Below are 18,626 nucleotides of genomic sequence, written 5' to 3' on the forward strand. Positions count from 1 at the left end.
ATGATACCAGATCAAGAAGTGAGACTTACCCAAATGACGAAAACTGCTGGCTGTGCCGCTAAAATCGGTCCTGGAACCCTTGCCGGGATTTTAGAGAACCTGCCAAAATTTGAGGATCCAAATCTGCTGGTGGGGATTGAAACCTCTGATGACGGTGCCATTTACAAGGTGAACGAGGAGACCGCATTGATACAGACCCTTGATTTTTTCACCCCAGTGGTGGATGATCCTTATACCTTTGGCCAGATTGCGGCCGCCAATGCACTGAGCGATATTTACGCCATGGGCGGAGAACCAAAAGTGGCTCTTAATATTGTGGCATGGCCAAACTGCGTGAATCCCGCCCTTTTGGGGAAGATTTTAGAAGGCGGAGCATCAAAGGTTCTTGAGGCAGGAGCCGTACTGGCAGGCGGACATTCCATTCAGGATGACGAACCCAAATACGGATTAAGTGTTACCGGGTTTGTTCATCCGGATAAGGTTTTTAAAAACTGTGAAGCCAGACCGGGAGATGTTCTCATTCTGACAAAGCCTTTGGGAACCGGGATCGTTAACACGGCAGTCAAGGCGGATATGGCATCAGAAGAGTCGAAACAGGAAGTGATCCGTGTCATGACTTCTCTAAACAGGAAGGCAAAGCAGGTGATCGAGCATTATGAGGTTCATAGCTGCACCGATGTCACAGGCTTTGGCCTGGCAGGTCATGCGGTGGAGATGGCGGAGGGCAGCGGGGTCACGATTGAGATTTCCGTGAAAGACTTACCCATCCAGAAAGAGGCGATAAGCCTTGCCCAGATGGGACTTATTCCGGAAGGGGCTTACCGGAACCGTTCCTATACAGAGGACAAGCTGGATTTTGGAGAAACAGAGGAATATATCCGTGATATTTTCTGTGATCCCCAGACTTCAGGAGGACTATTGATCAGTGTTTCTCTTAAGGATGCAAAAAACATTATGAAGGATTTAAAAGAGGCACAAATGGAGACAGCCTATGGCATCATCGGGCGGGTCGTGGAACGAGAAGGAAAATCAGTAAAGTTGAGGTAAGGCCATGATTTATCTGGATAATGCGGCAACCTCCTGCCAAAAGCCGGAGGAAGTGATAGAGGCGGTGGCTGACGCAATGAGATCCCTTGGGAATTCCGGAAGGGGAGCCCATGGGGCGTCTCTTGATGCGTCCCGTCTGATTTTCGATACCCGCAGGCTCATTGCAGAGCTTTTTCATGCAGGAGATCCTTCCCGGGTGGCCTTTACAGCCAATTCCACGGTCAGCTTAAACATGGCCATCCAGGGCCTGTTTAAACCGGGCGATCATGTGATTACCACCATGATGGAGCACAATTCCGTGCTGCGTCCTTTGTACCGTATGGAAGAGCAGGGGGCAGAGCTTTCTATTCTTCCTGCAGATAAAAAGGGCAGGATCCGGTATGAGGATATTGAGAAGGAAATAAAGCAAAATACAAAGGCAGTGGTCTGTACCCATGCCTCCAATTTGACTGGAAATATAAACGACTTGGAAATCATTGGGAACATCTGTAAAAAGAACGGACTCCTTCTGGTGGTGGATGCTTCCCAGACAGCGGGAGTGTTTGACATTGATATGGAAAAAATGGGGATCCACGTTCTGTGCTTTACCGGACATAAGGGACTTTTGGGACCTCAGGGGACCGGAGGAATCTGTGTCCGCCAGGGAGTTGCCATACGCTCATTTTTGGTGGGAGGAAGCGGAATTAAAAGCTACTTAAAGACTCAGCCGGAGGAGATGCCGGAGGTTTTGGAAGCGGGAACCTTAAATGGACACGGGATTGCAGGACTTCATGCTGCTCTTTTGTATCTTGAGAAGACAGGAATGGAGTACATCCGGGTGAGGGAGCTTTCTCTTATGAGACGGTTTTATGAAGGGGTAAAGGATATCACGGGAGTTAAAGTATATGGGGACTTTTCAGAAAAAGCCCTTCTTTGCCGCGCCCCGGTGGTGGCTCTCAACATAGGGGATTACGATTCCGGAGAAGTGGCTGACGAGCTGGCCTGCTCCTATGGGATCTATACCAGGGCGGGGGCCCACTGCGCCCCTCTTATGCACCAGGCTCTTGGAACGGTGGAGCAGGGAGCCGTGCGTTTTTCCATGTCCCACTATAATAAGGAAGAAGAGATTGACGAAGCCATTCTTGCTGTGAGGGAATTGAGCCTATGAATTTAAAACAATTGGAAGCGTTTGTATGCGTAGCGGAAGGAAAAAGCTTTTCTGCGGCTGCCAAGAAACTTTATTTGACCCAGCCTACGGTAAGCGCCCATATCAGCTCTTTGGAAAAGGAATTGGGAGTACGGCTGTTTGTCCGCACGACCAAGGAGGTGGAGCTGTCCAGTGAGGGAGAGCTGCTTTATGACAATGCAAGGCGGATGCTGCAGCTGGAAAAAAATATTCTGAGGGATTTCACTCAAAAAGATTCAAAAGCGGCTAATAAAATCATAGTGGGCGCTTCCACAGTGCCCGGTCAGTATATTCTGCCTCAGATTCTTTCTCTGTTTTCCAGAACCTATCCGGGAAATCAGTTGGAGTTAAAGGAAGCGGACAGCATGGAAGTGGTCCGTATGGTTCAGGATGGGCAGGTGGAAATTGGCTTTACAGGAACTACAGGCTCTGATCCCACCTGTGTATTTGAACCTTTTTATTATGACCGTCTGGTGATTATCACTCCCAATAATGACAAATACCGCCAATATGAGAAAACGGGGTTTTCCTTAGATCAGCTTTATGAGGAACGGTGGATCGTCCGGGAAGAAGGCTCCGGCACGAGAAAAGAAGCGGAACGTTATTTACAGGATATGGGAGTCGATTTAAAACGGCTGGAGATCGTAGCGACCATCAGCAATCAGGGAACCATTAAAAAATCAGTGGAAGCGGCAATGGGAATTTCCATCATATCCGGAGCGGCTGTGGACGATTATGTTGAGCAGGGCTCCCTGCTCCGGTTTCCACTGGGGGCCGAGGAGGTTTACCGGAAATTGTATATGGTATGGAGCAAAAATCACAAGCCCGGTAAGGCAGCCAGATTATTCATACGTTTTGTCCGGGAACTATATGCATATTTATAGAGTCTTCCTATAGATTGGAATGACCGGTGAAATGATTTTTATTAACACAACGCGGGTAAGAGATTATGAGAAAAAAAGAACAAAAAATTGTGATTACCTTCCGTACAACGGCTGAGGCCATTGCCATGGAGACCCAATGCCAGAAGGAGGGGATACCGGGACGGCTCATTCCGGTTCCCAGGCAGATTTCTTACGGCTGCGGACTTTCCTGGGCTATGCCAGTTAACTGGGATGGAGAGATAGAAAAATGGATGGAGGCGAGGGGACTCCGTTTTGAGAAGTGCGGGGAATATTTGATCTGATCGTTTCAATGGAGTACGTGAAAATTTTAACAGATTTAAGCAAAAAGAATCAGAGGAGAAGGGCCGCGGCTGCTTCTTCATGATTCTTTTTTTTATGTATGCAGGGAAAAAAAGTTATTTATAGAAAAAATCTATGAATAATTCACCGACAATTATTGCCTAAGTTGGGAAGAATACTATTAAATTATAACAAATGTACAAAAAATAAATGGGTATTGACAAATAGTTGTACAATATGATATAGTCAACCTGTCACAAATAACAGGGTTTTTAGTATCAGTATTCAAGGAACTTATATATGCTCATAATTGGTTGAGCGTCTCTACCAACTACCGTAATAGTTGCCTATAAGTTTCCACGCCATAATAAGTCCGGCTTTTTTGTCGTATAATTATGATGTGCGTGTGAACAGATAGAAATGGCGGTAGTTTTTTATTGCGTAAAATTTCAGAATGTATGGAACGCCGCAATTATGGCTGCCGTATTTTTGATTTTTCTGGTACGGAATAGGAGGTTCTATGACTGGTTGTAAAAATTTTGTTTTAAAAGGGAACGTTTGTTACAGTGAAGATGTCCGCTCATTAAAGACGGTGGAGCAGGGGTACCTGGTCTGTCAGGATGGGAAGTCGGCAGGAGTTTACAAAGAGCTTCCGGTGCAGTTTGCGGAGTATCCTTTCGAGGACTTTGGAGATATGCTCATTGTACCCGGACTTGTGGATCTTCATATCCATGCGCCTCAGTTCGCCTTTCGCGGTTTGGGAATGGATCTGGAGCTTTTGGATTGGCTGAACACCAATACATTTCCGGAGGAAGCCAAGTATGCCGATCTGGAATATGCAAAAAAGGCATACGGGATTTTCGCAGAATCCATGAAAAAAAGTGCTACTACAAGGGCCTGTATCTTTGGAACCATCCACAGGCCGGCCACAGAGCTTTTAATGGACCTAATGGAGGAAACCGGTTTAAAGACCATGATCGGAAAGGTCAATATGGATCGGAATTCGCCGGATTACTTACGGGAACAGGGAGCAGAAGAGTCGGAGCAGGAAACGCTCCTCTGGCTGAAAGAAACCGGATCCAAATATGAGAACGTAAAGCCTATCCTTACACCACGGTTTATTCCATCCTGTACCGATGATCTGATGGAACGGCTGGGAAGGCTGCAGAAGGAGCAGGGACTCCCGGTTCAGTCCCATTTGTCGGAAAACCAGGGAGAGGTTGCATGGGTAAAAGAGCTTTGCCCGGCTTCCGAATTTTACGGAGATGCTTATGATCAGTTCGGCCTGTTCGGAGAAAACGGGAAAACCGTAATGGCTCATTGTGTTTCTTCATCCGAAGAGGAAATTGAATTAATAAAAAAGCGTGGGGTTTATATCGCTCATTGCCCTCAGTCTAATACCAACTTATCTTCCGGGATCGCTCCGGTCAGAACTTATCTGGACCGTGAGTTGAATGTGGGGCTTGGAACTGACGTGGCAGGAGGAAGCGGAGAATCCATTTTCCGCGCTATGGCAGATGCCATTCAGGTGTCAAAGCTTAGATGGAGGCTAACGGATGAAAGCTTAAAGCCACTTACCGTGGAAGAGGCATTTTATCTTGGAACTTTAGGCGGAGGCTCCTTCTTTGGAAAGGTGGGAAGCTTCCTGAAAGGCTATGAATTTGATGCTTTGGTTTTGGATGACATCGGTTTGCCTCATCCTCAGGAACTTAACTTAAGGGAGAGACTGGAGCGGTTTATCTATCTGTCCGATGACAGGCATTTAAAGGGGAAATATACGGGGGGAAATAGAATTTTTTAGCTATATTTATTTAAAAAGAACTGCATGGGGCAGATCTTAATACAGCAAAGAAAATATCTAACTATCAAGGAGGAAAAGTATGGAAACACAAAAAAGCGGGGGATTCTTAGAACGGGTTTTTCACTTATCTGAGAATCATACGGATGCAAGGACTGAAATCGTTGCCGGTATTACCACATTTATGACTATGGCCTATATTCTGGCAGTCAACCCAAGCATCTTAAGTGCCGCGGGAATGGACAGTGGGGCTGTATTTACGGCTACTGCACTTGGTTCACTGTTTGCCACCCTTTTAATGGCAGGACTTGCAAATTATCCTTTTGTACTGGCACCAGGTATGGGACTTAATGCGTATTTCGCATATACCGTAGTCCTTAACATGGGCTATACCTGGCAGATCGCATTGACCGCCGTATTCGTCGAAGGTATTATTTTCATCATTCTTTCTCTGACGAATGTGCGAGAGGCAATTTTTAATGCAATTCCTATGAATTTAAAACATGCCGTATCCGTTGGTATCGGTTTGTTTATCGCATTCATCGGACTGCAGAATGCAAAGATCGTTGTGGATGGGGCAACTCTCGTTACTATGTATTCTTTCAAGGGCTCCCTTGCGGATGGTTCCTTCAATACCGTTGGTATTACCGTATTATTAGCAATTATCGGCATTCTGATCACGGCCGTCCTGGTAGTAAAAAATGTAAAAGGCAATATTTTGTGGGGAATTATTATTACCTGGATTCTGGGTATGGTCTGTCAGGCTGTCGGTTTATACACACCCAATCCGGAGCTGGGAATGTTCAGTGTATTCCCTGATTTTTCAGGCGGTTTTGGAATTCCGGATATGTCACCAACCTTTTTCAAACTGGATTTCACCAAAATCATTTCTCTTGATTTCCTTGTAGTGATGTTTGCATTCCTGTTTGTAGACGTATTTGATACTCTGGGAACCTTAATCGGTGTGGCCTCTAAAGCAGATATGCTAGATAAAGAGGGAAAACTTCCGCAAATCAAGGGCGCGCTATTGGCAGATGCCATTGGAACGACTGCAGGCGCATTATGCGGTACTTCTACCATCACCACCTTTGTAGAAAGTGCTGCCGGTGTTGCAGAAGGCGGCAGAACCGGATTAACGGCAGTGGTTTCAGCCCTCCTGTTTGGCTTGTCCCTGTTCTTATCCCCTATTTTCTTAGCCATTCCGTCTTTTGCTACGGCTCCGGCCCTTGTAGTGGTAGGATTCTTAATGCTGACTTCCGTCACCAAGGTTGATTTTGCAGATTTCACAGAGGCAATTCCATGTTATATCGCAATGATTGCTATGCCTTTTATGTACAGCATTTCCGAGGGAATCTCCATGGGAGTTATCTCCTATGTCGTTATTAATGTGTTAACAGGCAAAGCAAAAGAAAAGAAAATCAGTACCCTTATGTATGTTTTAGCGGTATTATTTGTGCTGAAATATATATTAATATAATAAAAAATCAACCCAATAAAGCAGTCTGATTAAAATCAGAATAACCGGTCAACAGACACAGGGACTGGCGGCGACATCACTTTGATAAGCGTTTTACGCTTTGAAAAAGTCTCGTCTCCGTCGGTCCTTTTCATAAGGGGAAGGACCGGAAGCTGTTTACACAACGAATCAGAAATAGGAGGCGTAAATATGATAATCGGAAAAAGTGTTACCCGAGTGGATGCATTTGATAAGGCCACGGGAAGATCCAAATATACCGATGATCTCTGTGAGAGAAATGCCCTGGTAGCTAAAATCTACCACTCTTCCATAGCCAATGGAATCGTAAAATCTATTGATACCTCAGAAGCCGAAAAAATACCGGGAGTGGTCAAGGTAGTCACCTGTTTTGATGTGCCTAAGAACTATTTTCCAACGGCCGGTCATCCCTGGTCAACGGACACCTCACATCAGGATGTGGCGGACCGGCTTCTTTTAACAGACCGGGTGCGTTTTTACGGCGATGAGGTAGCTGCGGTGATCGCGGAAAATGAAATAGCTGCAAAGCAGGCGGTAAGGGCCTTAAAAGTGGAATACGAGGAATATTCCTTTGTTCTTGATGTTCAGGAGGCAATGAAGGATGGGGCACCTCAGCTTCACGAGAAGTATGTTAATAATATTCTGGGCCATTCCAGCATCAGAAAGGGGAACCTGGAAGAAGCTATTAAAGAGCCGGGACTTGTAAAAATTGACCAGTGGTACGATACTCCCATTGTTCAGCACTGCCATATTGAAAACCATATTTGTTTTGCCAGCATGGAAAACGGAAAAATAACCGTGGTGTCTTCTACCCAGATCCCTCATATCGTCAGGAGAGTGGTGGGGCAGGCCCTTGGAATCCCCTGGGGAAGTGTCCGCATCATCAAGCCATATATAGGAGGCGGTTTTGGAAATAAGCAGGATGCTTTGTATGAGCCTCTTTGTGCATACCTTTCAACGGTAGTGGGAGGACGGCTGGTCAAGCTTGATGTGACCCGTGAAGAAACCTTTGTAAGCAACCGTACAAGACATGCCATCCGCAGCCATATTATCAGCTGGGTGCGTCCTGACGGAACCTTTGCCGCCCGTAAACTGGAGTGCTTTTCCAATCAGGGAGCTTATGCTTCTCACGGACATGGAATCGCGGCAAAGGGCATGAATGCTTTTCCACAGTTATATCCCTGCGAAAATGTAGAATGTGATGCCTATACGGTATTCACCAATATGCCTGTGGCAGGCGCCATGCGTGGCTACGGGATTCCTCAGGCCATGTTCCCGGTGGAAAGCCAGTCCGATGACATTGCCTTGAAAATCGGCATGGATCCGGTGGAATTCCGCCGTAAAAACCTGATGCCCGTAGGCTATGTGGATGGATTCTCCAAAAATGAAAATTACTATGACACCTTTAATCAGTGCTTAAATAAGGGAAAAGCCTATATAGATTATGACCGGAAAAGAAAGGAATACGCCAACCAGACCGGACCTGTCCGCAAAGGCGTGGGCTGTGCGGTATTCTGGTATAACACGGCGGTATGGCCAATCAGCCTGGAAACCTCTTCCTGCAGGATGGTCATGAACCAGGATGGCTCCATACAGGTTCAACTGGGTGAGACGGAGATCGGCCAGGGAGCTGATACGGCTTTTGGCCAGATGGCGGCGGATACTCTGGGAATTCCTTTTGAAAAGGTTCATGTGATTTCTTGTCAGGACACGGATATCACTCCTTTTGGAACAGGATCCTATGCTTCCAGACAGACTTATGTAGGAGGCTTTTCCATCAAGCAGACGGCGCTTTTATTAAAAGAAAGAATTTTAAAATATGCCCATGAGCTGACCCGTATGCCGGTCTTTAACCTGGATATCAGGGAGGGAAAGATCATACGGACCACAGATGGAAGAGAGCTTATGACATTAGGCGAATTGGCAACAGAGGCCTTTTACAGCCTTACCAACTGCCAGCATCTGACCTCTGAAAGCACTTATCAGATAAAGTCCAATGCTTATTCCTTTGGCTGCTGTTTTGCCGAGGTAGAGGTGGATATTCCCATGTGCAAGGCAAAGCTGGTGGACATTATCAATGTCCATGACTGCGGCCAGCTGATCAATCCGGCTCTTGCAGAGGCCCAGGTCCATGGAGGAATGAGCATGGGAATCGGATATGCCCTTTCGGAACAGCTTCTCATTGATGAGAAAACAGGCAGAACCTTAAATGACAATCTGCTGGATTATAAATTGTCCACTACTATGGATCATCCTCATCTGGAGGCACAGTTTGTGGAAAACTACGAGCCTACCAGCGCATTTGGAACAAAATCCCTGGGAGAGCCCCCGGCCTGTCCAGTGGCTCCGGCCATCCGCAATGCCATTTTAAATGCAACAGGTGTGTCCATGTACCAGATACCCATGACATCTCAGGCTTTATTTAAACGGTTCAAGGAAGAAGGACTTATCTGAATGCAGCCATTAATAGCAAGGAGGAAAGCTTTATGTATGATATGAAAGCATTATATGAAGCAAATACCGTGGAAGAAGCGGTAAAGCTTCGTTTGGAACATCCTGAGGCCCAGATTATTGCAGGGGGAAGTGATGTTTTGATACAGATGCGTGAGGGAAAACGCGCCGGAAAGGAATTGATCAGCATTTATATGATCAATGAAATGAGGGGCGTGAAGCTGGACGAAGAAGAGGCCATACGCATAGGCTCTCTCACCAGTTTCTCCCATATAACCAAGGATCCCATCATTCAGAAATACATCAATGTTCTTGGTGAAGCGGTGGATATGGTGGGCGGTCCCCAGATCAGAAACATTGCAACAATCGGAGGAAATACCTGCAATGGCGTTACCTCAGCAGATTCAGCCTCAACGCTTTTTGCATGGGATGCCATGATCGAGCTGACAGGCCTTAAAGGTGTCCGCCGGATTCCCATCAGCGATTTCTATATAAAGGCAGGAACCGTGGATATCAGAGAGGGAGAGCTTCAGACCGCAGTGATCATTCCAAAGAAAAGCTATGAAGGCTATAAAGGCCATTACATCAAATATGCCAACAGAAATGCCATGGATATCGCCACCACAGGCTGCTCTGTAAATATAAAGCTGTCAGAGGACAAAAAGACCGTGGAAGACGTGAGAATCGCTTATGGAGTGGCAGGCCCTATTCCAATGCGTACGAAAAGTGCGGAAAACTTTGCAAAGGGCCAGCCGGTGTCAAAAGAACTGGCAGAGGCCTTTGGAAAAGAAGTCCTTGCAGACATCAATCCCAGAGACAGCTGGCGCGCTTCAAAGGATTTCCGTAAGCACATTGCTGTGGAAATGGCAGCCCGCAGCTTCATAGAGTCAGTGAAACTTTCAGGAGGTGAGATCTAATGCCGGCACAATATAAGTTGGTAAAATGTACCATCAACGGAAAATACACAGAAACAATGGTGGATGTACGGGCATCCCTGACCGATATGTTAAGGGATGATTACCGGCTGACTTCCGTGAAAAAAGGCTGTGAGGTAGGAGAATGCGGAGCCTGTAACGTGATCATAGACCATGAGTGTTACAATTCCTGTATTTACCTGGCCATATGGGCAGAAGGAAAAGAAATTAAGACTCTGGAAAGCCTGATGGGTCCGAATGGAGAGCTTTCCGACATTCAGCAGGCATTTATAGACGAGGCAGCAGTCCAGTGCGGATTCTGCACGCCGGGATTTATTATGTCAGCGGTGGAAATTCTGGAAAGCGGAAAAGAGTATACAAGAGATGAACTTAGAAAGCTGATGTCCGGCCATTTATGCCGGTGCACAGGCTATGAGAATATCTTAAATGCGGTAGAGAAAACCATGCTCCGCAGATTGGGAAAGCTGCCTTCCTGATTGCAGCTTAAAACAACCAAAAACGCAAGGACAGAGCAACGAAACAGTTGCCTTGACCTTGCGTTTTTTTTGATTTACATGAAACCCTCAAAAATAATGCATTTTCTTGTGCATTAATTGAGAAATACGATTCCCAGGTTTAAGTATGCGGCAAAGGTGACCCACAGCAGGTAAGGGACCTGCAGGACAGCAGCATCGGGACTGACAGACCAGAAGGCCGCGATCATTTTCAGGATAAAGTACCAAAGAAAAAGGAGAACCAAAAAAGCCAGGAGATAATTATTTAAGTTAAAGAACACCAGGTTCCAGAGAAAATTCAGCAGCAGCTGGATTCCATATAACCTGAGGGAGTGATTTTTCCTGTGGGAGGGGGAGGAAGCGGCCAAATAGGAGCCGATTCCCATGAGGATATATAGAACCGTCCATATGATGGGAAGCAGCCAGCCGGGAGGAGAAAAGGCAGGATGATTCAGGCTTTTGTATATGGACAAGCCATTCCTCGCCAAAAATCCGGCCAAAGCCCCGACCACTAAGGGAAAAGCGATATAAGCAGTACGTACCTTTCTGTTTCTGTCCATATGGACTCTCCTGTCTTGCATTTGATACTATCTTATTCACAGGGAAGGGGGAATATCCATGCGCCTTCTGAATTCCCTGGGAGTCATACCGAATTTTTCCTTGAAGATCCGGTTAAAATAAGACAGATTATTAAAACCAGTATCCCCTGCAATGGTAAGGACCGAATCCTCGGAGGAGAGGAGCAGCCTGGAGGCCATTGTCAGGCGGTAATCGTTTAAATAAGCGGTAAAGGGCAGCCCTATGGTCCTTTTAAAGAATTTCATAAAATGAGACTGGCTCATGCCGCAGGCTCGGGATACTTCTTCTATGGAAAGGGATTCGCTGTAATGCTGTTCCATATATTTAAGAATCTGCCGGGTCCGCTCCAGCTCCTTTGGAGGGCGGGAAGGAGGGGGAAGGGAAGCCTCCTCAATGCCCCAGAGGAGAAAGAACAGTTGGAACAGCTTCCCCTTGATCAACAGTTCATAGCCATCAGGAAATGTTTCCCGGATCTGGTCGATCTGGTCCAGGCAGGAAGCGATCCCGCTGTAAGGGGGAAGGCTTTTAGTCATGAGAACCGGAAGGTTTTTTTGTCCCCGGATGATGGGAGAGAAGTAAGTTTCCCAGCACATATCCGGCTGCCTGGAACCTAACAGGCTTAAGTTGAAAATAATGTTTTCATACTCCATGGATTCCTGCTTCCATTGTTCAATGGTATGGAGCTTTCCGGGGCAGACCAGGACAATATCCCCAGCCTGTACCTTATAAGGGACAAAGTCCACCGACACCTGCCCGGTTCCTTTTTTGATGTAGATGAATTCCATTTCATCGTGCCAGTGAAGGGGAACCTTGTTAAAATCCAGTGGTATGGTGCAGGGATAAGTCAGGTAAGGAAAATCGGAAGAGTCCTGTTCCCGTTTTTCCTGATAGTTTTCGTACTGTATGATATTCATAGAACTCCTGTTTTCCGTGATATTTCAGCAGTTAATGATAGTATTGTACCATAATAGGCCAGAATGCTGCAAGATAAACAGCAGCAGGAACATTATAATACTAGGGTAAAGTAAAAGAAAACAGAAAAAAGGAGTGGTTTCAATGAATCTTGAACAACAAATTTTTAAAATATACAAAAAAGCAGTGAACCAGTGTTCCAATCAGGAAATTTATTCTGCGCTGCTGAAAATCGTGGAAGAGGAAGGGGAAAAACGGCAGGAGAAGGAAGGAAAGAAAAAAGTATATTACTTATCTGCGGAATTCCTCATAGGAAAGCTGCTTTCCAATAACCTGATCAACCTTGGAATCTATGATGAAATATCCCGGGTTCTTGCTGAAAACGGCAGGGATATTTGTGAGATTGAGGAACTGGAGCCGGAGCCATCCCTTGGAAACGGCGGTCTGGGACGCCTTGCTGCCTGTTTTCTGGATTCCATGGCAACCCTTGGGTTAAACGGGGACGGCATTGGCCTTAATTATCATTTTGGCTTGTTTAAACAGACCTTTAAGGACCATCTTCAGGCAGAAGACCCTAACCCATGGATAGAGCCGGATACATGGCTTAACAGGACAGAAGTCACTTATCCGGTTACCTTTGGCAAGCTGACTGTCCGATCCAGAATGTATGACATAGGGGTGACCGGTTATCAGGGGCGCACCAATAAGCTTCATCTGTTTGACTTAGAAACCATTGATGAGGAGCTTATAGAAGATGGGATATCCTTTGATAAAGAAGACGTTAAAAAGAATCTGACCCTGTTCCTCTATCCCGATGACAGCGATGAGGCCGGCAGGAAGCTTCGTATTTACCAGCAGTATTTCATGGTAAGCAGCGCTGCCCAGTATATCCTTGATGAGTGCGTTAAAAAGGGATGCAAGCTTTATGATTTGCCGGATTTTGCGGTGATCCAGATTAATGATACCCACCCATCCATGGTGATCCCGGAACTGATCCGGCTTTTAACTCTTCGGGGGATTCCTTTTGAAAAGGCGGCTGAAATTGTCAGCAGAACCTGTGCCTACACCAATCACACCATTCTTGCGGAAGCCCTTGAAAAGTGGCCCATGGAGTATTTGGAGGAGGCTGTGCCTCAGCTGGTGCCTGTTATAGAGAAGCTGGATAAACAGGTCCGCAAGGCATATAAGGACCCGGCCGTGGCGATTATTGATGAAAAGGATCTGGTGCACATGGCCCACATGGATATCCACTACGGATTCAGCGTCAATGGGGTGGCATATCTTCATACGGAGATACTGAAAAAAAGCGAATTAAAGAAATTTTACGATATTTACCCGGAAAAGTTTTCCAATAAGACCAACGGGATCACCTTCCGGCGGTGGCTTCTCCATTGCAATCCCCGGCTATCGGAACTTATTGCCTCCAGAATCGGAGAGGGTTATAAGAAAGATGCAAGGGAGCTGGAAAAGCTGGCTTCCTTTGATGACGAGGTGACCTTAAAAGCTATTCTGGATATCAAAAAGCAGAATAAGACCGTATTAAAGGAATATCTTATGTCAACCCAGGGAACGGACATAGATGAAAATTCCATTTACGATATCCAGATCAAGCGTCTCCATGAGTATAAGAGACAGCAGATGAATGCCCTCTATGTAATACACAAGTATCTGGAAATAAAAAGAGGAAACCTGCCTGCCAGGCCGGTCACAGTGATCTTCGGTGCAAAGGCCGCTCCTGCCTATGTGATTGCAAAGGATATTATTCACCTGATCCTGTGTCTTCAGGAGCTGGTGAACAATGATCCCCAGGTAAGCCCCTATCTTAAGGTGGTAATGGTGGAAAACTATAACGTATCCAAGGCGGAAAAGCTGATTCCTGCCTGTGATATTTCCCAGCAGATTTCCCTTGCGTCCAAGGAGGCCAGCGGAACCGGCAATATGAAATTTATGTTAAATGGAGCGGTGACCCTTGGAACCATGGATGGAGCTAATGTTGAGATTGCAGAGCTGGTGGGAAAAGATAATATTTATATCTTCGGAGAATCCAGTGAGAAAGTGATCCAACATTACGCAAAAGCTGATTATGTGGCTAAGGAGTATTATAAAGAGGATGCAGAAATCCGGGAAGTTCTGGATTTTATGGTGGGAGCGGAGATGACTGCCATCGGCCATAAGGAAAATTTAAAACGGCTTTATGATGAAATCCTGAAAAAAGACTGGTTCATGACCCTGTTGGATTACAAGGCTTATGAGAAGGCCCGGGAAAGGATTTACAGGGATTATGAGGATTCTTTTGCATGGGCGAAGAAGATGCTGGTCAATATCAGCAAGGCAGGATATTTTTCTTCGGACCGTACCATTCTGGAATATAACCGGGATATCTGGAAGCTGTAAAAAAGCTGGCTAGTGAACAATAAAAAAAGCCCTTCTGCTGAAAGTTTTGGCTTAAAGCAGAAGGGTTTTTTGTTAAAATCCATCAAAATCGATTGTCAGTTACGGAACGGCGAAAGAATCGGCAGCCGTAACTTGGGTTAATTACACATCCTGCATAGCGGATTTTGCCTTCTCTTTATCTTCTTTACTCATTGGGAAGCAAATGCTTGCAACGATTGATACGATACAGCATACGGCAGCCGGTGCGCTCATTAATGGTGCAATGGCAGTTAATAATGGTTGAATGACTGCTGGGAAAGTATCTGTGGCCAGCTCCATGGAGGTAAGACCAATGCCAAATGCGAGTGTAATACCGATAATAGTTACGTTTCTCTCGGAGAAACCTGCTTTGGCAATCATCTTAATACCATTTAATGTAATCATAGCAAACACAGAAATAATCGCGCCGCCCAAAACCGCATCCGGGATGGTTTGGAAAAGAGCTGCCAATTTTGGGATGAGACCACACAAAGCCAGGAATATAGCTCCTACGGCAACGCACCATTTGTTCACGATTTTCGTCATGGAAATAATACCCGCGTTCTGTCCAAACGCGGTGTTTGGAAGTGCGTTAAATACAGCTGCTAACATCGATCCACCGGCATCTGCGAGGATGGCACCGGATGTTTCTTCGGAGGTAGGTTCCCTGTCAAATGCCGCAATGGTGATACCGCCGGTGTTACCGATGGTTTCCAGTCCGGAAATGATATAGAACAGGGCGAAGTTTAAAATGCCGGCTATGGAAAATTTAAGACCGAAATAAAACGGCAATGGTACGGAGACAACTTTAGCGGCTGTAATCGGCGCAAAGTTCACCATACCTAAGGGAATAGCCACCAGATACCCAATAGCCAGTCCCAAAAGCAGGGCGGAATTCTTTACAATCCCTTTGCCATACTTTTGGAGCAATAACACAAGGACAAATACAAATAATGCAACGCATACATTTTTCATGGAACCAAACACGCCTGTAAATTGAAACTTATCAGGATTCTCGTTATACGCCGCCAAATTTGCCGCCGCGTTTGACCCGCCGTTAAAATACCGGGCTCCTGCGCTTAATAAGTTTAATCCAATGGCAATAAGGGTTGTTCCCACTACGATAGGTGAAAACAGATCTGAAAGTTTCTTATAGAAGAACCCCATAAATACTTCTACAAGACCACCTACAAGTGAACAGCCGAGAACCAGCGCGTATATATCACGCGGATCGGTCAGCCCCATGGAGGGAGCGACTTGAGTGGCAACAATGGAAGCCACGGAAACAAATGCAAACGATGTACCCATGACAATGGGGAGATTCGCTCCGATGCGGAAGCTCTTCCCAAGCTTTAGCGGATACAACTGAAACAAGGTGGTTACACCGGATACAATCATGGCTGACGATAACATAATCGTCTTATCTGCCGGCTCTAACCCACAGATACTGGCAATGATGAGTATGGGGGCTAAGTTGCCCGTAAACATGGCCAGTATGTGCTGTAAACCCAGTGGGAAGGCAGTTTTAAAACTTGGCCTGCCTTCCAGTTGATAGATCAGTTCTTTGTCGTTTTGCTTACCCATAGATAATCCCTCTCTCTTTTCTCTTACTATTTTTTTCAAAGCCATACAGGGGACTGTTTCGAAATAAACCTGGACAGTTTCCAGCCCCCATTGGAGACAGCCCCGGCTTGTAATAACCAATCCTGTCTTCTATGGTGGTCAGCGGCTTTGAATGTTGGTTTTTGCCTAACAATAGTTTTACTTGTGGATATGAGTTCCGGTTTTTCCTAGGATTCCCTCTTTTGCCTTTTCCAGCAAGGTAATGAGCGCATTGCGCCCTTCCTTAGAATCTGCGAATTTCACGGCAGCCTGAACCTTTGGCAGCATGGAGCCAGGAGCAAAGTGTCCTTCTCCAATGTACTTACGGGCTTCGTCTGTTGTGATATCGTCCAACCATTTCTCTTCCGGTTTGCCGAAGTTTATAGCTACTTTTTCAACTGCTGTAAGGATGATTAAGAAATCTGCATCCAGTTCCTCTGCCAGCAGTTCACTTGCAAAATCTTTGTCAATAACTGCGCTTGCGCCCTTTAAGTGGTTTCCCTGAAGTGTAACAGGAATTCCGCCGCCGCCGCAGGCGATAACCAGCTGTCCGGATTCCACAAGGGAGCGGATTGCGCCGATTTCAATGATCTCAGCAGGATTTGGAGAAGCTACCACACGGCGGTATCCCCGTCCGGCATCTTCTTTTGTGATGTATCCGTACTTTTCCTCAGCCAGCTTTGCTTCCTCTGCCGTCATGAAGTGACCGATTGGCTTGCTGGGAGCGTTGAAAGCAGGATCGTTTTCATTTACACGAACCTGTGTGATCATGGTGGTTACGGGAATGTTGGTGATGTTTCTGTTTACCAGCTCTTCTCTCAGGGCATTCTGTAAGTCATAGCCAATATAAGCCTGGCTCATGGCTACACAGACGGAGAGAGGAGTGTTTGGCTGCTTTGGATCTTCCCGGGTTAAAGCGCTCATTGCGTTGTTAATCATGCCAACCTGCGGGCCGTTGCCGTGAACCACCACTACTTCACAGCCTTCTTCGATCAGGTCAACGATTGCTTTTGACGTAATCTTAACTGCAGCCATCTGCTCTGGTAAAGTGTTACCCAAAGCATTGCCCCCTAACGCAATAACAATTCTTTTCTTCTTTTCCATTTTGCTAACCTCTTAGTGATTAAGAATTATATAAAAGGCGCACCCGTATCCATTGGTAGGCTGCAGGTGCGCCTGATATTCTTAAATATGGGGCGGTTGCCCCGATGTGAAATTATTCGAAAATTCTTGGTGTTTTGCCAGATTCCAGCTTCTTTAAGATTTCCTGTGGATTCTCAAATTTGCTTAAGAAGATCATAGCTGCGATTACATATGGCTTGTAGCTTGCTTCTTTGTATAATGGATCGCGGTAACGGTCGAATACGGAAGCTACAACTTCACCGTCCTTGCAGCTTACATCGTTGATGTCAGCTGGTAAGCAGTGCATGTAAAGAGCCTTGCCATCTTTAGTGGTCTTCATCAGCTCTTCTGTACAGCACCAGTCTTTGTGGCTTGCGTTCTGAGCCAGTAATTCTTTCTCAAGAGCCTTGATGCCGTCTGTATCGCCTTCACCGTAAAGGTTGGTTCTCTTTTCCATAGCTGCAAACGGAGCCCAGCTCTTTGGATATACAACGTCAGCATCCTTGAATGCGTCAGCCATATCGTTGGATACACGGAAGGTACCGCCGGATTTCTCTGCGTTCTTCTTTGCAACTTCAACAACTTCAGGCATAACTTCGTAGCCTTCCGGATGAGCTAAAACAACTTCCATACCCATACGTGTCATTAAGCCGATGATTCCCTGAGGAACGGATAATGGCTTTCCGTAAGAAGGAGAGTAAGCCCATGTCATAGCCAGCTTTTTGCCCTTTAAGTTCTCGAGGCCGCCCATCTCGTGGATGATGTGAAGCATATCAGCCATACTCTGAGTTGGATGGTCAATGTCGCACTGTAAGTTTACTAAGGTTGGTCTCTGCTCTAAGATGCCGTCTTTATTTCCCTGGGTAACAGCGTCCATAAATTCATGCATATAGGTATTTCCTTTGCCGATATACATATCATCGCGGATACCGATAACATCTGCCATGAAGGAAACCATGTTAGCTGTTTCACGAACGGTCTCGCCGTGAGCTACCTGAGATTTGCCCTCGTCTAAATCCTGAACTTCCAGACCAAGTAAGTTACATGCGGAAGCGAAGGAGAAACGGGTACGTGTAGAGTTGTCGCGGAATAAAGAAATTCCAAGGCCGCTCTCGAATACTTTTGTGGAAATGTTGTTTTCTCTCATGAAGCGGAGAGCATCAGCAACGGTCCAGACAGCTTCCAGCTCGTCGTCGGTCTTTTCCCATGTTAAGAAGAAATCATTCTCATACATCTCCTTAAAGTTTAGGGAATTCAGTTTGTCAATGTAATCCTGTAAGGTTTTCATATTGTAGTTAGCCTCCTGAATATTATCTTGTTTTATGGTTATCTATCCTTCATGCAGTCTGCCAGGCATTGATTGGGGAAGGAATGAGCGGCAGATTGCAAAAATGATTGCTAGGAGTGGCGGCAGGCCCAAAAGGCCTGCT

15 protein-coding genes and 1 riboswitch are annotated in these 18,626 nt (G+C 46.0%); of the genes, 10 read left to right on the plus strand and 5 right to left on the minus strand.

Annotation, left to right across the window (positions count from 1 at the left end; all coding sequences use genetic code 11):
• From selD to xdhC, 9 genes are all read left to right on the plus strand, one after another.
• Positions 1 to 1,047 (plus strand): selenide, water dikinase SelD, encoded by a 1,047-nt coding sequence (gene selD / locus RT269_RS06555; protein ID WP_313181378.1) that lies wholly within the window; start codon positions 1 to 3, stop codon positions 1,045 to 1,047.
• Between the two features lie 4 nt (positions 1,048 to 1,051).
• Positions 1,052 to 2,194: an aminotransferase class V-fold PLP-dependent enzyme gene (locus RT269_RS06560; RefSeq protein WP_313181380.1), complete on the plus strand. Its 1,143-nt coding sequence runs from the start codon at positions 1,052 to 1,054 to the stop codon at positions 2,192 to 2,194.
• Positions 2,191 to 3,096 (plus strand): selenium metabolism-associated LysR family transcriptional regulator, encoded by a 906-nt coding sequence (locus tag RT269_RS06565; protein ID WP_313181381.1) that lies wholly within the window; start codon positions 2,191 to 2,193, stop codon positions 3,094 to 3,096. The genes RT269_RS06560 and RT269_RS06565 overlap by 4 nt, the downstream gene beginning before the upstream one ends.
• A gap of 65 nt (positions 3,097 to 3,161) precedes the next feature.
• Positions 3,162 to 3,398, plus strand: a complete 237-nt coding sequence (locus RT269_RS06570) for a DUF3343 domain-containing protein (protein ID WP_313181382.1) — start codon at positions 3,162 to 3,164, stop codon at positions 3,396 to 3,398.
• A gap of 272 nt (positions 3,399 to 3,670) precedes the next feature.
• Positions 3,671 to 3,766: riboswitch (purine riboswitch) on the plus strand.
• Between the two features lie 150 nt (positions 3,767 to 3,916).
• Positions 3,917 to 5,197 carry an amidohydrolase family protein gene (locus RT269_RS06575; RefSeq protein ID WP_313181383.1) on the plus strand — a complete coding sequence of 427 codons (1,281 nt, stop codon included), beginning with the start codon at positions 3,917 to 3,919 and terminating at the stop codon, positions 5,195 to 5,197.
• A 79-nt stretch (positions 5,198 to 5,276) separates the two neighbouring features.
• Entirely contained in the window at positions 5,277 to 6,671 is a 1,395-nt protein-coding gene (locus tag RT269_RS06580) for an NCS2 family permease (protein WP_313181384.1), read from the plus strand.
• 189 nt (positions 6,672 to 6,860) lie between these two features.
• Positions 6,861 to 9,143, plus strand: coding sequence for a xanthine dehydrogenase subunit XdhA (xdhA, locus tag RT269_RS06585; RefSeq protein WP_313181385.1), 2,283 nt, complete (start codon positions 6,861 to 6,863; stop codon positions 9,141 to 9,143).
• Positions 9,144 to 9,175: 32 nt separating this feature from the next.
• The gene (xdhB, locus tag RT269_RS06590; RefSeq protein ID WP_313181386.1) at positions 9,176 to 10,057 is read left to right on the plus strand and encodes a xanthine dehydrogenase subunit XdhB; all 882 of its coding nucleotides are present in this window, start codon (positions 9,176 to 9,178) and stop codon (positions 10,055 to 10,057) included.
• Positions 10,057 to 10,551 carry a xanthine dehydrogenase subunit XdhC gene (gene xdhC / locus RT269_RS06595; RefSeq protein WP_313181387.1) on the plus strand — a complete coding sequence of 165 codons (495 nt, stop codon included), beginning with the start codon at positions 10,057 to 10,059 and terminating at the stop codon, positions 10,549 to 10,551. Before xdhB ends, xdhC begins: the two co-directional genes overlap by 1 nt.
• Positions 10,552 to 10,664: 113 nt before the next feature.
• Here xdhC and RT269_RS06600 read toward each other — a convergent pair whose 3' ends face one another.
• Both RT269_RS06600 and RT269_RS06605 read right to left on the minus strand, forming a co-directional pair.
• A complete protein-coding gene (locus RT269_RS06600) occupies positions 10,665 to 11,129 on the minus strand; it encodes a TspO/MBR family protein (RefSeq protein WP_313181388.1) in 465 nt (154 codons plus the stop codon).
• Positions 11,130 to 11,165: 36 nt separating this feature from the next.
• Positions 11,166 to 12,062, minus strand: a complete 897-nt coding sequence (locus tag RT269_RS06605) for an AraC family transcriptional regulator (protein WP_313181389.1) — start codon at positions 12,060 to 12,062, stop codon at positions 11,166 to 11,168.
• 142 nt (positions 12,063 to 12,204) lie between these two features.
• On the opposite strand from RT269_RS06605, the gene RT269_RS06610 reads away from it, so the two are divergent.
• Positions 12,205 to 14,454: a glycogen/starch/alpha-glucan phosphorylase gene (locus RT269_RS06610; protein WP_313181390.1), complete on the plus strand. Its 2,250-nt coding sequence runs from the start codon at positions 12,205 to 12,207 to the stop codon at positions 14,452 to 14,454.
• 141 nt (positions 14,455 to 14,595) lie between these two features.
• Here the strand turns inward: RT269_RS06610 and RT269_RS06615 are convergent, their stop codons facing one another.
• From RT269_RS06615 to ygeW, 3 genes are all read right to left on the minus strand, one after another.
• Positions 14,596 to 16,056 carry a uracil-xanthine permease family protein gene (locus RT269_RS06615; RefSeq protein WP_313181392.1) on the minus strand — a complete coding sequence of 487 codons (1,461 nt, stop codon included), beginning with the start codon at positions 16,054 to 16,056 and terminating at the stop codon, positions 14,596 to 14,598.
• A 177-nt stretch (positions 16,057 to 16,233) separates the two neighbouring features.
• Positions 16,234 to 17,178 (minus strand): carbamate kinase, encoded by a 945-nt coding sequence (gene arcC, locus RT269_RS06620; protein WP_313181394.1) that lies wholly within the window; start codon positions 17,176 to 17,178, stop codon positions 16,234 to 16,236.
• Between the two features lie 112 nt (positions 17,179 to 17,290).
• The gene (gene ygeW / locus RT269_RS06625; RefSeq protein ID WP_313181395.1) at positions 17,291 to 18,484 is read right to left on the minus strand and encodes a knotted carbamoyltransferase YgeW; all 1,194 of its coding nucleotides are present in this window, start codon (positions 18,482 to 18,484) and stop codon (positions 17,291 to 17,293) included.
• Positions 18,485 to 18,626: the final 142 nt, after the last annotated feature.

Origin of the sequence: Lacrimispora sp., from assembly GCF_032078915.1 — a bacterium.
Taxonomy (GTDB): domain Bacteria; phylum Bacillota; class Clostridia; order Lachnospirales; family Lachnospiraceae; genus Lacrimispora.

Coding starts and splice junctions, on each gene's coding strand:
- xdhB (WP_313181386.1), top strand. CDS start 9,176: ATGTATGATATGAAAGCATTATATGAAGCAAATACCGTGGAAGAAGCG.
- RT269_RS06605 (WP_313181389.1), bottom strand. CDS start 12,062: ATGAATATCATACAGTACGAAAACTATCAGGAAAAACGGGAACAGGAC.
- RT269_RS06575 (WP_313181383.1), top strand. CDS start 3,917: ATGACTGGTTGTAAAAATTTTGTTTTAAAAGGGAACGTTTGTTACAGT.
- RT269_RS06615 (WP_313181392.1), bottom strand. CDS start 16,056: ATGGGTAAGCAAAACGACAAAGAACTGATCTATCAACTGGAAGGCAGG.
- ygeW (WP_313181395.1), bottom strand. CDS start 18,484: ATGAAAACCTTACAGGATTACATTGACAAACTGAATTCCCTAAACTTT.
- arcC (WP_313181394.1), bottom strand. CDS start 17,178: ATGGAAAAGAAGAAAAGAATTGTTATTGCGTTAGGGGGCAATGCTTTG.
- RT269_RS06570 (WP_313181382.1), top strand. CDS start 3,162: ATGAGAAAAAAAGAACAAAAAATTGTGATTACCTTCCGTACAACGGCT.
- xdhC (WP_313181387.1), top strand. CDS start 10,057: ATGCCGGCACAATATAAGTTGGTAAAATGTACCATCAACGGAAAATAC.
- RT269_RS06610 (WP_313181390.1), top strand. CDS start 12,205: ATGAATCTTGAACAACAAATTTTTAAAATATACAAAAAAGCAGTGAAC.
- xdhA (WP_313181385.1), top strand. CDS start 6,861: ATGATAATCGGAAAAAGTGTTACCCGAGTGGATGCATTTGATAAGGCC.
- RT269_RS06580 (WP_313181384.1), top strand. CDS start 5,277: ATGGAAACACAAAAAAGCGGGGGATTCTTAGAACGGGTTTTTCACTTA.
- RT269_RS06600 (WP_313181388.1), bottom strand. CDS start 11,129: ATGGACAGAAACAGAAAGGTACGTACTGCTTATATCGCTTTTCCCTTA.
- RT269_RS06560 (WP_313181380.1), top strand. CDS start 1,052: ATGATTTATCTGGATAATGCGGCAACCTCCTGCCAAAAGCCGGAGGAA.
- selD (WP_313181378.1), top strand. CDS start 1: ATGATACCAGATCAAGAAGTGAGACTTACCCAAATGACGAAAACTGCT.
- RT269_RS06565 (WP_313181381.1), top strand. CDS start 2,191: ATGAATTTAAAACAATTGGAAGCGTTTGTATGCGTAGCGGAAGGAAAA.